The 13,345-nt window shown below is 43.2% G+C and carries 14 protein-coding genes and 1 pseudogene; 13 read left to right on the top strand and 2 right to left on the bottom strand.

Going from position 1 to position 13,345, the window contains the following annotated elements; genetic code table 11:
* Nucleotides 1–103 precede the first annotated feature (103 nt).
* Nucleotides 104–421: a ferritin family protein gene (locus tag AC1DV1_RS06875; protein WP_477356898.1), complete on the top strand. Its 318-nt coding sequence runs from the start codon at nt 104–106 to the stop codon at nt 419–421.
* Between the two features lie 11 nt (nt 422–432).
* A pseudogene (locus AC1DV1_RS06870) lies at nt 433–950 on the top strand (O-acetyl-ADP-ribose deacetylase).
* 515 nt (nt 951–1,465) lie between these two features.
* Here AC1DV1_RS06870 and AC1DV1_RS06865 read toward each other — a convergent pair.
* Nucleotides 1,466–2,461, bottom strand: a complete 996-nt coding sequence (locus AC1DV1_RS06865) for a Kelch repeat-containing protein (protein ID WP_477356896.1) — start codon at nt 2,459–2,461, stop codon at nt 1,466–1,468.
* A 209-nt stretch (nt 2,462–2,670) separates the two neighbouring features.
* Here AC1DV1_RS06865 and AC1DV1_RS06860 point away from each other — a divergent pair, with 209 nt between their 5' ends.
* The 11 genes from AC1DV1_RS06860 to AC1DV1_RS06810 all read left to right on the top strand — a co-directional run bounded on the left by AC1DV1_RS06860 (nt 2,671) and on the right by AC1DV1_RS06810 (nt 12,391).
* Nucleotides 2,671–3,258, top strand: a complete 588-nt coding sequence (locus tag AC1DV1_RS06860; protein WP_477356894.1) for a Crp/Fnr family transcriptional regulator — start codon at nt 2,671–2,673, stop codon at nt 3,256–3,258.
* Between the two features lie 247 nt (nt 3,259–3,505).
* The gene (locus AC1DV1_RS06855; protein ID WP_477356892.1) at nt 3,506–4,522 is read left to right on the top strand and encodes an alpha/beta hydrolase family protein; all 1,017 of its coding nucleotides are present in this window, start codon (nt 3,506–3,508) and stop codon (nt 4,520–4,522) included.
* A 320-nt stretch (nt 4,523–4,842) separates the two neighbouring features.
* Nucleotides 4,843–7,260 carry a glycoside hydrolase family 3 N-terminal domain-containing protein gene (locus tag AC1DV1_RS06850; protein WP_477356890.1) on the top strand — a complete coding sequence of 806 codons (2,418 nt, stop codon included), beginning with the start codon at nt 4,843–4,845 and terminating at the stop codon, nt 7,258–7,260.
* Nucleotides 7,261–7,347: 87 nt separating this feature from the next.
* Complete coding sequence (locus tag AC1DV1_RS06845) at nt 7,348–7,791, top strand: DUF695 domain-containing protein (protein ID WP_477356888.1); 444 nt, start codon at nt 7,348–7,350, stop codon at nt 7,789–7,791.
* 19 nt (nt 7,792–7,810) lie between these two features.
* Entirely contained in the window at nt 7,811–8,533 is a 723-nt protein-coding gene (locus AC1DV1_RS06840; RefSeq protein WP_477356886.1) for a DUF2071 domain-containing protein, read from the top strand.
* 2 nt (nt 8,534–8,535) lie between these two features.
* The gene (locus AC1DV1_RS06835) at nt 8,536–8,910 is read left to right on the top strand and encodes a hypothetical protein (protein WP_477356884.1); all 375 of its coding nucleotides are present in this window, start codon (nt 8,536–8,538) and stop codon (nt 8,908–8,910) included.
* 10 nt (nt 8,911–8,920) lie between these two features.
* On the top strand, nt 8,921–9,349 hold the full coding sequence (locus AC1DV1_RS06830; protein ID WP_477356882.1) for a VOC family protein: 429 nt from the start codon (nt 8,921–8,923) through the stop codon (nt 9,347–9,349).
* A 15-nt stretch (nt 9,350–9,364) separates the two neighbouring features.
* Complete coding sequence (locus tag AC1DV1_RS06825; RefSeq protein WP_477356880.1) at nt 9,365–9,886, top strand: hypothetical protein; 522 nt, start codon at nt 9,365–9,367, stop codon at nt 9,884–9,886.
* Between the two features lie 99 nt (nt 9,887–9,985).
* Entirely contained in the window at nt 9,986–10,516 is a 531-nt protein-coding gene (locus AC1DV1_RS06820) for a hypothetical protein (RefSeq protein WP_477356879.1), read from the top strand.
* Nucleotides 10,517–10,567: 51 nt separating this feature from the next.
* The gene (locus AC1DV1_RS06815; RefSeq protein WP_477356877.1) at nt 10,568–11,011 is read left to right on the top strand and encodes a hypothetical protein; all 444 of its coding nucleotides are present in this window, start codon (nt 10,568–10,570) and stop codon (nt 11,009–11,011) included.
* Between the two features lie 153 nt (nt 11,012–11,164).
* Complete coding sequence (locus AC1DV1_RS06810; RefSeq protein ID WP_477356875.1) at nt 11,165–12,391, top strand: ROK family protein; 1,227 nt, start codon at nt 11,165–11,167, stop codon at nt 12,389–12,391.
* A gap of 84 nt (nt 12,392–12,475) precedes the next feature.
* Here AC1DV1_RS06810 and AC1DV1_RS06805 read toward each other — a convergent pair whose 3' ends face one another.
* Entirely contained in the window at nt 12,476–13,327 is an 852-nt protein-coding gene (locus AC1DV1_RS06805; RefSeq protein ID WP_477356873.1) for a hydroxymethylglutaryl-CoA lyase, read from the bottom strand.
* Nucleotides 13,328–13,345 lie beyond the last annotated feature (18 nt).

Genomic DNA, 13,345 nt, shown 5'->3' with positions numbered 1-13,345 from the left:
TCTATCTTTAAGTTTTCGCCTTTAACCTTTCCGCCTTTCACCATAAATAATTATCTGTTCAAACAAAATCCGCGTTCGGTGTTTTATCTCTAAAAAGAATATTATGTCATTCGATCAATACCACGAACCAGTAAATGAATTATCGGCCGAAACCCGCACATTTGCAAGGATGATTGTGTCGCTTACCGAGGAGGCCGAGGCCATTAACTGGTACGAGCAACGCATAGCTGTAGAAACAGACAAGGATGCCAAAGCCATTATGCAAAATGCCCAGCAGGAGGAATTTAAACATTTTGGCATGGATTTGGAATTTTTGCTGCGTAAAAAGCCCGTTTGGCGCACCACATTGAAAGCCATTTTATTTCAACAGGGTGATATTGTTGAATTGGGCAGCAAAGGCGAAGAGGCGGCCGAAGACTAAACTATTTTACAATGATTAACCAACGAATAAAGCTGGTACAAGGCGATATTACCAAAATTAAAGCCGACGCTATTGTTAATGCTGCCAACACATCGTTATTGGGCGGCGGGGGAGTTGATGGCGCTATCCATCGGGCCGGTGGTAAGGCTATACTGGAAGAGTGCATTCAAATCCGTAACAGGCAGGGGGCTGCAAAACCGGCGAAGCGGTAATTACCACGGGCGGCAATCTTCCCGCAAAATATGTTATACACACGGTTGGGCCGGTTTATAATAATGGTGGTAAAGGCGAGGATGGATTGCTGGCTTCCGCTTATTTAAATAGCCTTAAACTGGCTGTCGAAAATCATGTGGAAACTATTGCCTTTCCAAATATCAGTACGGGTATTTACCATTTCCCTAAAAACAAGGCGGCAAGTATCGCCATAAAAACAGTACAGAATTTTTTGGCCGGGAACGACAGTATTAAAGAGGTGGTTTTTGTTTGTTTTGATGACGAAAACTGCGGTATTTATAAGAGCTTGCTATAAAGTGCAGTATTGCTCAACAGGTGAAACAGTAAAAGGTAACATTATGGCCTTTTATAAAATAGAAATTGAAACGAAATCGCAACAAATATAAAGTAAGGATCGAAAAAAATACTGAAATCCTTCCATCTCCTCAGGGCAAAAGTCGTCTAAACATGGTTAACATAACTTAACACATTTCAGGAAAAATATTTGCAAGTATTTGATAGTTAATATCTTATATTTTATCATGGTTAACACTAAACTGATAGCGTAATTTAGGCGCATCCAAATATTTGTGCCTGTTGTTGACCAATACAAGTCACTTCGGTACCCCGGTAATTTAACCCGGATCAGCAATAAAAACAAGGTATTGTTTGATTCTTATATCTTCGCGACGCCATAAGCTTATTCCGTTAGCTATTATTAAATAACAGCTTATCGCCATTAACTATTTAGATGCGTTTCCCTGCCTACCTCACCATGCACAAAATCCAGCAATCGAAAATTAGTATAGACTTTATCACACAATGGTATTGCTACCTACTGGCACTGGTATGTAAAAACATAGCCAGGTTGGCCACCTGCATGGTTTGCAAGGTTGAACTATTGGCCGATTTAAACCTGGTGGTGCCGCCAAATACAAACAAATAGTTACTATAAACAGCCGAACCGGTTGCCCGACGTGGCTCCATGTTTGATTTTAATTTTACAAATTTACCCGCCGTAATATCATAATAGCCTATAAGACTTTCGTCGTCGTAATCGCCGGTTACAAATATCCTGTCGCCGCTTGCAACAACACTATTGGCCGATAGGAACTGCGGTAATTTACAAACGGTTTTCCAGGTATTGGTTTTTATATCATAAGCATTCACGTTTGACGATGCCCGTTTTAAAAAGGCATCGTAACCTCCAATAGTATAAATCACATTGTTAACAACCGCTCCGGCGGCTTGCAGGCTTTCGGGCATAGCGGCCAATTGGGTAAATTTCTCTGTCTGCGGGTCAAATTCATAAAGCGAATTGCTGGTGCGGCTTTTTTCGCGGCTGCCGCCAAATAAGTATATCTTGTTGTTACACTCCAGTGCGGTACCATAAATGGTAGCTTCGGGATTCATCACGTGCAGGTTGTTAACTTGGCCGGTTTTAACATCAATGGTTTGCACACTCTGGTAAATCTGGCTGGCGCGGTACTGTCCGCTGACACCACCAAAAACGTATATTTTACTCATGGCAGGCACATACGCAGCCTCTGCCTGCATCCGGTTACCGCCAAGGTCGGCAAAAACCGACCACCGGTTTATTTGCGGATCGTACTTTAAAACCTCGTTTGAAAATCCCATGCGGCCTTTATAGCCGGCAACAGCGTATATGTAATTACCATCGGTAACAGTGGCTGTCCAGGTGAGCGGGTAGGGTAAATTGGCCGTGCTTTTAAAGGTTATAGCGGCTGTGTCGGTTTGAGCTTTACTTTTATTGATGACTAAGCCATTAATGATCAACAGGGTTAGCAAAAATTTAAGTTTTTTCATGATAGAAGTATGGTTTAGTAAATTTATATATTGTTAGATATTTTATAAGTTAATAGTTTAGTTGTAACTTAATAATTACAAATGGTTATGACGTACAGGTTTCAGATTCTGAATGTGCAGATGTTGCATATTTATCAAATAAACTAAAAGGAATTATTAATCTGCACATCTGTTACCTACACATCAAATAAGGGCCTTAAGCCGGTATTATGCATCCAACTTTAAAACAGTATTTTTCAGGCAGGATTGATCTTTCTGCCAGGCACGAGGAACTGATTGAGCGTTGTTTTAAATTGAAACATGCCAGGCGTAACGAAATATTGGTGCCAAAGGGCAGCGTAGCCAAAAATATCTACCTTGTAATAAAGGGATGCCTCAGGGTTTTCCTGGTTGATGACAGCGGGAATGAGTCGACCAGGTTTTTGATATTTGAAAACCATATGGGAACGGCTTTCCCGAGTTTTATAAACGGCACGCCATCGTTGGCAGCTATTCAAAGCCTGGAGGCATCGGAACTGCTGGTATTAAGTCGGCATGACAGGGATGTCCTCCTAAAAGAAATTCCCGGCTGGGAAACCATGTACCGCATCGGGCTTGAGCAGGATTATATTGCATCCATCCAAAGGATAGAGAGCCTGATTACCATGGATTCAAAAACCCGGTACCAGGTGCTGATGGACACCCGTCCGGATATCATCAGGCGATTGCCCAACAAAATAGTGGCCGATTACCTGGGCATTTCGCAGGAAACGCTTAGCCGGTTGAAGTCCCCCCGGCCCCCTAAAGGGGGAGTGTAAGTCCTAAGCTCCCGCGAGCTTCCAGCTCGTGGGTCACATGGTTTCAGCTTTCAGCTGAACTTAAGCCAAAGGCTTAAAGCAGGGTAATCCACGAGTTACGCTAACGCTAACTTCACGGGAGTTTTTGCCTGGCCGCCAAACCAATGACCAATGACCAATGACAACTGACTAACCTGATTTATTGATAATTGTCAATCTTTTTAATAATGATAAAGGCTTGCTTTGTATTATCAAACCACAGCAAATTATGTACAAGCAAATTATAACCAGCTTTATATTTTTACTATCAAGCAATATCGTTTTAGCTCAAACCAATATTGGCCAGCGCACCTTTCAGTTTAAAGATCAAAAGCGTAACCGCCCGGTAACAACCGAGGTTTGGTACCCAACGACGGATTCGGTAAAACAGGCCGATAAATACTTTTCGCCATTTACCCGTATACAAACTGTACGCAACGGAAAGCTGCCTGCGGTTAAGTTGCCGGTTGTTATGCTATCGCACGGCACGGGTGGCGGCCGTTTAACGCTGGAATGGCTGGCCGCCGCGTTGGCGCAAAAGGGTTTTATTGTGGCCGCTGTGGATCATTGGGGCAATACTTATGACAACAAGATAAGGCTGGAGTTTTTAAAGGCCTGGGAGCGCCCGCAGGATATCAGTTTTGCATTAACCTCGCTGCTGAACGACCGGGATTTTAAGGCAGTGATAGATCCCGACAGGATAGGGGCGGCAGGCTTTTCATTTGGGGGGTTTACGGTAATAGCCCTTGCAGGCGGCGAATTTGATTTTGATGTGCTGCGCAACTATTATAAAACCGCAGGCCGTAAAGAAATTGAAATTCCCGAATACCCCGGCCTGGTAAAATCGCTGGATGATAGCACGCTGTTAGCCGAATCAAAACATTATCCTCCGCTGAAAGATAAGCGTATCAAAGCATTTTTCTCTATTTCGCCGGCCCTGGGTCCCGGTTTTGTAAAAATGCAGCAGGTAAAAAACATCAGCAGTCCTGTTTATATCGTGGGCTCGCAAAGCGACAGTATAGCGCCGGTAAAAACTAATGCCATTCATTACCACCAGTTAATAAAAGGATCGCAGCTATACATCAATCCCGGCAAAACGGGGCATTATGTGATGCTGTCAGAAGCTATCGAACCTGTAAAAAAAGAAGCCCCCATGTTATTTACCGACGATCCATCTGTTGACAGGCATGCGGTGCACCTGAAAGTAGATAGTTTGGCTGTGGCATTTTTTAGGAAGACGTTGTAGCCCCAGGCCCCTTGAAGGGGGAGTAAAACTTATAGGTTATTTGTTGAGCTTATTAATATTCTCTCAATTGTGATTAAGTTGAAGAATTATGAACAGTTTAAATATCGAACACCGAATGCCCAATAACGAATAATGAAAGAAAACTTCGGTGTTGGATATTCAAAATTCATTATTCGATTATTGGTATTTCTGTTTTGCTTAACTGATGGTATTGAACACTCCCCCTTCAGGGGGCCGGGGGGCATTGTAACAGCTTAGTGATTTGTTTCCGGCATTACTATATTCTCCTATATTTGAAGTACAAACCGCAATTCATCTACATGAGAAAAAAGTATTACCTGCCGCGCATTTGCATGGCAACGGCAGTTGCTGCCGGGCTTTCCTTATCGGCGTCGGCACAACAAAAAAATATTTATCATAAAGGTTGGATAGACTTTAACAAAAATGGTAAAATGGATGTGTTTGAAGATCCATCGCAAACTATTGACAAGCGCGTTGCCGATTTACTAAGCCAGATGACCGTTGATGAAAAAACATGCCAGATGGCCACCCTTTACGGCTATAAACGGGTACTCAAAGACGAAATGCCTGTCGCCAACTGGAAAAACGAGATATGGAAAGATGGTATAGCTAATATAGATGAGGAACTGAACAACCTTACATCGCATACCGATGACGCACCTACGCAATATTCTTTTCCTTTTAGCAAACATGCATCGGCAATTAATACCGTGCAAAAATGGTTTGTAGAAGAAACCCGCATGGGCATCCCGGTTGATTTTACCAACGAAGGTATTCACGGCCTGAACCATGACAGGGCTACACCTTTGCCGGCACCAATTGGCATTGGCAGTACTTTTGACAAACAACTGGTACGCCAGGCAGGCCAAACCGTAGGCCGCGAGGCCAAAGCTTTGGGCTATACCAACGTGTATGCCCCCATACTTGACCCCGCCCGCGACCAGCGCTGGGGTCGCGTGGTAGAATGTTATGGCGAAGATCCTTTTCATATTGCCGAAATGGGTAAACAAATGGTTTTGGGTATACAAGAGGAAGGGGTTGCTTCAACCCTTAAACACTTTGCTGTATACAGCGTGCCTAAAGGCGGCCGCGATGGCGCGGCACGTACCGATCCGCATGTGGCGCCAAGGGAAATGCACCAGGTTTATTTATACCCTTTTCGCCGGGTTATCCAGGAAGCACATCCTATGGGCGTAATGAGTAGTTATAATGATTGGGATGGCGTGCCTGTTACAGGTAGCTATTACTTTTTAACGCAATTACTTCGCCAGCAATTTGGCTTTAATGGCTATGTGGTAAGCGATAGCGAAGCCGTTGAATACCTTTATTCAAAGCATCACGTAGCGGCCGATTACAAAGAAGCTGTAAGGCAGGCGGTTGAGGCCGGCCTTAACGTGCGTACCAACTTTACCATGCCGCAAACCTTTATTTTGCCGCTGCGCGAGTTGATTAAAGAAAACAAGATTTCGATGAAGGTGATAGATTCGCGGGTGGGGGATGTGCTGCGGGTAAAATTCCGCCTGGGTTTGTTCGATAGCCCTTATGTTAAAGACCCGAAAGCCGCCGATAAAGTTGTACATACGGCAGATGATGCCGCCATGTCGCTAAAAATGAACCGCGAATCGATGGTGTTGTTAAAAAATGAAGGCGGCTTGCTGCCTTTGGATAAAAAGAAATATCCCCGGATATTGGTTACCGGCCCGCTTGCTAAAGAAACCAATTATGCCATTAGCCGCTACGGCCCATCGCATAACCCGGTTACCAGTGTGTACGATGGGCTGGTTAATTATATGGGTAACGATGGCGTAATTGTATATGCCAAAGGTTGCGATATGATAGATGCCACCTGGCCCGAGAGCGAGATTATTGAAACGCCGCTAACCCACCAGGAACAAATAGAAATTGATAACGCCGTAAACCAGGCCAAAAATGTGGATGTGGTTATTGCCGTTGTAGGCGAAGATGTAGATAGGGTAGGCGAAAGCTTGTCGCGCACCGGCTTAAACCTTCCCGGCAGGCAATTGAAGCTGATACAGGCATTGCAGGCTACCGGCAAGCCCGTGGTTATGGTAATGATAAACGGTCAGCCGCTTACCATCAACTGGGAAAATAAATACGTTCCGGCTATTTTAGAGGCCTGGTTCCCGAGTGTGCAAAGCGGGCAGGTAATAACCGAAACTTTGTTTGGTGATAATAATCCAGGTGGTAAGCTGCCTATCACTTTCCCCAAAACAACAGGACAAATTGAGTTTAACTTTCCCTTTAAGCCCAATGCCCAGGCAGGGCAGGGCGGCCAGAACAGCTGGGGCAAAACCAGCGTAAATGGCGCTTTATATCCTTTTGGCTATGGCTTAAGTTACACTAAATTTGAATACAGTAACCTGGTAGTATCGCCCGAAAATGGAAATTCCCAGGGCGATGTAAAGGTAAGCGTTGATGTAACCAACACAGGTGCCCGCGCCGGCGACGATGTGGTACAACTATACCTGAAGGACGAAGTAAGCAGTGTAACTACCTACGAGTATGATCTGCGCGGTTTTGAACGGGTAAACCTGAAACCCGGCGAAAAAAAGACGGTGCAGTTTACCATACATCCTGATGACCTGGCCCTGCTGGATAAAAATATGAACTGGACGGTTGAACCCGGTAAGTTTATGGTGATGATAGGCAGTTCATCGGAAGATATTAAGCTAAAAAAGGAGTTTGAGGTACAATGATATAAACACTAAACTAAACTGGTTTAAAAATAAAATGAAAGGTTTGCGAAGTTTAATAATCGCAAACCTTTTTTGTAATATTGGTACATGATTGAAGATTTATACCTGGGCGACTCATGGATCTCACTCGAGTTTTCGACAGACGGAGGGCTGCCTGTTTTTGTGAAATTCAGACCTTACCTGCAAAACTTTATTGATACCGCTTTTTATAACCATCGGATGGATGTGATATGGTCATATAATTCGCCTAACGAAACTTTGCTGCCGCATGAAACAGACCTTGATCTGATGGAACAGGTTGAGGAAGCGCTTGCAGATATTTTGGAAGAGGATAACCAAACCATCCTGGCTTTTTCATTTACTGGCGAAAACGAACGATGGTGGGCATGGTATACTACTGATGTTGATATTGCGGGCGAACGCCTGAACGCGGCATTGGCAGGCTTTGATGAATTACCTATCAGTATTACCGCCAATACCGACCCGGATTGGGACGAGTATAACGGTGTGCTGGAAGATTTTGCCGAATAGTTTTTAACTAACGTTTCACATGAAAATACCTACCATTACCGGCATTATTGACAGGCGCATATTGGTTAACTTTGCCGTTGATCCCGATGTTGCCAAATTAATAGTTCCGGCCCCGTTTAGTCCTAAAATTGTTAATGGTAAAGCCATCGTGGGTATTTGCCTTATCCGGTTAAAAGATGTAAGGCCTAAAGGAATGCCCGCTTTTGTTGGGGTGGGTTCCGAAAACGGCGCGCACCGCATTGCTGTTGAATGGCAGGAAGATGGTGAAATTAAAGAAGGTGTTTACATTCCCCGAAGGGATACTTCATCCCGTTTCAACACCATTGTTGGCGGCAGGATATTTCCGGGCAGGCATTACCATGCCCGGTTTGATGTTAATGAGCATAACGGCAATTATCATGTAGCTTTTGAAAGCTCGGACGGTACTACCATTAGCATAGATGCTAAAATTACTGGTACTTTTAACGTGGATTCTGTTTTTAAGGATTTAGATACTGCATCTGATTTTTTTAAGGCGGGTGCTACAGGCTATTCACCGAATGGCGATAAATATGAAGGTTTGTTGCTGCATACAGAAAACTGGAAGGTAGAAGCCCTGGAAGTAAGCAAAGTATCATCAAGCTTTTTTGAGGACGAATCGATTTTTCCAAAAGGAACTATTGTGTTTGATAATGCGCTGTTGATGACCAATATACAGCACGATTGGTGTTCAAAGCCCGATAAGCTGGTTGTAAATGACTAAGTATGCCTATAAGCATCTTCCGTAAGATAAAATTTGATGCGCTGATTATTATCACATCATTGCTGATAAGTGGCACCTATATTTTAGATAGGGTAGTGCTGTTTTTTTTAAGGGTCTATTTGCGTAACCACTACAATTCGCATTTCGCGACAAAAAATAAGGTGCAGGCAGATATGACCGGCATTGCTTATTGGGCATTGTTTATAGAAAGCTACTACCTGCTTGTGTTCCATTTATTGGTGTTAACAGCTGTATTGCTGGTCTTTTTTCATAAACAGTTGCGATTGTATAAACGCGAACTACTTTGGGCTTACGTTATCATTGTAGTTTGTGATATTGGGTATTTTGCCATTGCAAGATTATTTGTTAAACATTAAACAGCGAGCTATGAGTACATCAAACCAACAAATTATACCTATGCTGGCCTATGAGGACGGCATAGCGGCAATGGAATGGCTTTGCAAGGTTTTTGGTTTTACCGAGGTAACCCGCATGACTGATGAGCAAGGCCGCCTGGGCCATGGCGAAATAGCCATGGGCGAAAGCCTGGTAATGCTAGCCGAGCCCACGCCAGATTATCAAAGCCCCAAGCACCACGCGCAAAATTGCACAATAGTTGCCAAGGCTTACGAGGTGCCCTATGTTATTAACGGGGTTTTGGTTTATGTGGATGATGTAACCCTGCATTATGAACACGCTAAAAGCAACGGTGCCACCATATTATCTGTACTGGAAGAAGGCTATCCTGGCACCCGTTACCGCGCTGCCGATTTGGAAGGGCAGCGCTGGATGTTTATGCAGAAACAGGAAAAATAGCCTAACCTCTTTTATATGAAATGTCAAATTAACGTACTGATAATCGCGTTATCTGTGTTTGCTGGATCTACGTCACCAATAAAAAAAAGTCATAGAGAAAAAACCGACAAACGGGTTTTAACAACGGATAAAAAAATAACCACCAAGCGTCGGCCCACGCAAAACGCATCGTCAGTTAAAGGCAATACGTTCATCGTCGATTCTACCGCAGCCGTTTTTACAATTTTAGATACCACCGAAATTCAAAAACGCCACAAAGCATCAACCGACGAGGAGTTTTATTCCGGCGCCGACGATCAAATGTTTTACACCTCCGAAGCAAGAACTTTTCTTAAAAAACAGTCTATCAAAATTATAGAGCTTGATGCTGCCTATAAATACCTTGAGTTTAAACAGGTCAACGGTGTAGTTCACAGAATTAAATTAGATACCGTTGCTTTTATATCAAACCTTTACTTCTTCAATCCCCAAAAACAACCCCATAATGTAGATATGCTGGATGTGGAAGCGGAATACAAAAAATACTTTGGCAAATAAATAGAGTGCCTGGGTCAATTAGTCCAATTAAGGTCTACTGTGTAATTAACTTTGTGATTAAAAGTACTTTTAATATTATTGCATAAATATTCAATTGTTATGGCAGCAGCGGGTCACTTTATTTTCGAGTTATTTAAAATAGCTATCCTGAGTATTATTTACAGCGTTTTGCTGGGCGTGGTGCACTTGGTTTTTTTGACTGCAAAAGGAATTAAGCCCGTGTTTAATAAACGAACATTTAACAGGCTGTTTAAGATTGTTTATGCATCGCTGTTTGTATTTTCATTTACCTATTATGGCAATCACGGCCTGGGCGACGAGGCTAATATTCCGCTTGGATATGGCGAAACTATGCAGGCCGGCGATTTGCTGCCTTATTTTTATCCGAAGGGAAAAAATCAGGTGGCTGTGAAAAATTACCTGGTGAGGCGCGAAAAATTGTGCGCCACCACCGATAGCGGCGTATTGGTGTACAATCTTAACACCAAACAGTTAAAAGATTTTAACAGTGATGAGCAATACAATGCATATGCAGAAGACCATGATTTACCGCTAACCAGCCAATTTCTTGGATTTGAGCAACAATACCACGATTACTGGAGCGGATGGCGTTTTTGGGTATTACCTTAAGCCAGGCATAAGGGTCACGATTTAATCAATCAAGAAGTCAATAAATTCGTTATGCGTTTTAAACTACATTTTAAAAAAATAAGATTCATTTTTGGGGCCGTTGCGGTTGTTACCATATCAGGTTGTTTCCAAATCTTTGGGCCCGGGCCGGCAGCATTTATCAAAAAATCAATTAATCCCTCGAAAACTACGCAGGCCATCTTGTTTTGGAAAGGTGGCAACGCCACATCAGGTAATTCATTACAGGTATCTGTTAAAGATGCCGGCGACGATTTGGATAAAGAAGAAGTGGGAAATATTTTTACCGTTGATAACGATCATGGTAAGGCCTGGCTTAACCCAAATGCTATAAGGTTGATTTGGATATCTGACAGACAACTCAAGATCGAATACGATATAAACCTGCGAACTTTTATACAGGTTAAACGTTTTAACAATGACACCATTATTTACCGGACATTTAAACCGGTGATCCCTGCAAATCACATGGATTAATTTATTTATTATCAATTCATTACTTTTACCCAATTAACCAAGCCGTTAAAAACCGTAATAAATACAGTTGTTATATTGTACTTTATTTATAATTTTATAAACTTTAATTACTTAGGCATAGCCTTTTAAAAACTTTAACTCTTATATTGTTGAATGGAACTCGAAAATAAAGGTGTGAAGGGCAGTCAGCTCAAAAATATGATCATCAAACGGCTTTATTTTAATAAAGCGATGTCATGTGCCGGATTGAGCGACTTGTTTGATAAAAGCATTCCGTCAATAGCCAAGGCCATCAATGAGCTGATGCACGAAGGCTTCGTGGTTGAGCATGGGTACGCCCCTTCAAGTGGTGGCCGCCGCCCGCTCATGTACTCTGTTAAGGCCAACGCCATGTATATATTGGCCGTGGCGCTCGATCAGCTAACCGCACGTATCCAGTTGTTCGATTTGCAAAACAGCCCCGTGGCCGATATGCTTACTTTTGAGCTTAAACTGCTCAATAACCCCAATGCGCTGACTATACTTACCAACCAGATTAATAGCTACATCAAAACATCGGGTGTAGCCAAAGGCAAAATTGCAGGCATCGGTATCGGCATGCCTGGGTTTATCAATGTAACCCAGGGCATTAATTATACTTATCTTGATGCCAACGGCAGCCTTACTGCCTACCTTACCGAACATACCGGTATTACTACCTATATCGATAACGATTCGAGCCTGATAGCGCTGGCCGAGCAAAAGTTTGGTATTGCCAAGGCGCAAACCGAAGTAATGGTAATTAACCTGGGCTGGGGTATTGGTTTAGGTATGATTGTAAATGGGAAATTATTCCGCGGCCATAACGGTTTTGCAGGTGAGTTAAGCCATATCCCGTTATCGGAAGATGGCTCATTGTGCGAGTGCGGTAAACGTGGTTGCCTGGAGGCCGAAGCATCGATGCTGGTAGTAGCCCGTAAAGCCATAGAAGGTATTCAGCAAGGCCGTATAACCAGTTTAAAACACAATACCAACGATCACTCCAAACTTATGGGCGATGCCCTGTTGGATGCTGCAAACAACGGCGACCAGTTTGCTATAGAATTACTATCAGATGCCGGCTACAAAATAGGGAAGGCCCTGGCTATCCTTATCCATATCATGAACCCGGCTATTATCGTGTTGAGCGGCCGTGGAGCAAAAGTTGCCAAAATATTAATGGCACCTATACAACAGGCCTTGCACAAATACTGTATCCCGCGTTTATCTGCCGGTACCGAATTGTTAGTATCGGAACTGGGTTTTGATGCCGAACTTGTTGGCGCCGCGGTGTTGGTAATGGAAAATTTTGATAAAACCGTGAAGGCAAAGGTAGCGAAGGCTGCGAAGACTATCGCTTGATTATAATTTGAGGATTTGAAAATTTGAAAATAGGGCTAAGTTGTTTAAAATATCATTTTCAAATCTTCAAATCCTCAAATACTTCTATAGGAACACCTTTCCTGAATATTCCATCGCTTCCCGGAATTTGTCTATATTAAGCCCTGTGGGCTCTTTTTGACTTTCGAGGTACCCAATTAGATTTTCGGTTGCAATGTTGCCCGTAAGGTCATCTGCGGCCATGGGGCAGCCACCGTAACCTTTAATGGCAGTATCAAATCTTTTGCAGCCGCTTTGGTAAGCAGCTTTTATTTTGGGTTGCCAGGTATCGGGCGTACTGTGCAGGTGGATGCCGAATTCGGCATTTGGAAATGCCAGGCAGAGGTCGGGATAAATGCTGCTGATCTGGTCAGGCTCCGAAATGCCGATAGTATCGGCCAGGGCTATGTTATTAATTCCTTCTTTTACCAGTTTGTCTGTCCATTCATGAATTATTCCGGTATTCCATTCATCGCGATACGGATTACCAAAACCCATAGATAGGTAAACAAGTAGCTTTTTATTATTGGCAACTGCTAATTCCTGCATCCGCTTTACATTGTCAAAGGCCTGGGGTAGGGTAGTATTGGTATTGCGCAGCTGAAATGTTTCGGAAATTGAAAAAGGATAGCCCAGGTAAGTAATTTCCGGATGCTTCACGGCTTCTTCGGCGCCACGGTAATTGGCAATAATAGCCAACAGTTTTGACTGTGTATTGCTCAAATCTAATTTACTCAATACCTCCGCAGTATCCTGTAACTGCGGTATCGCCTTAGCCGATACAAAACTCCCGAAATCAATAGTATCAAAGCCCACCTGTAAAAGCAGGTTAATATAAGCGGCCTTGATATCCGTAGGAATAAAATGCACAATACCCTGCATGGCATCGCGCGGGCACTCGGTTATCTTTATAGTCATGAGTTTTGAGTGGTGAGT

It is taken from the genome of Mucilaginibacter sp. P4_D1 (genome assembly GCF_056401935.1).
The sequence above is the reverse complement of the archived record's forward strand: the minus strand, read 5'-3'. Positions and strand labels throughout refer to the sequence as shown.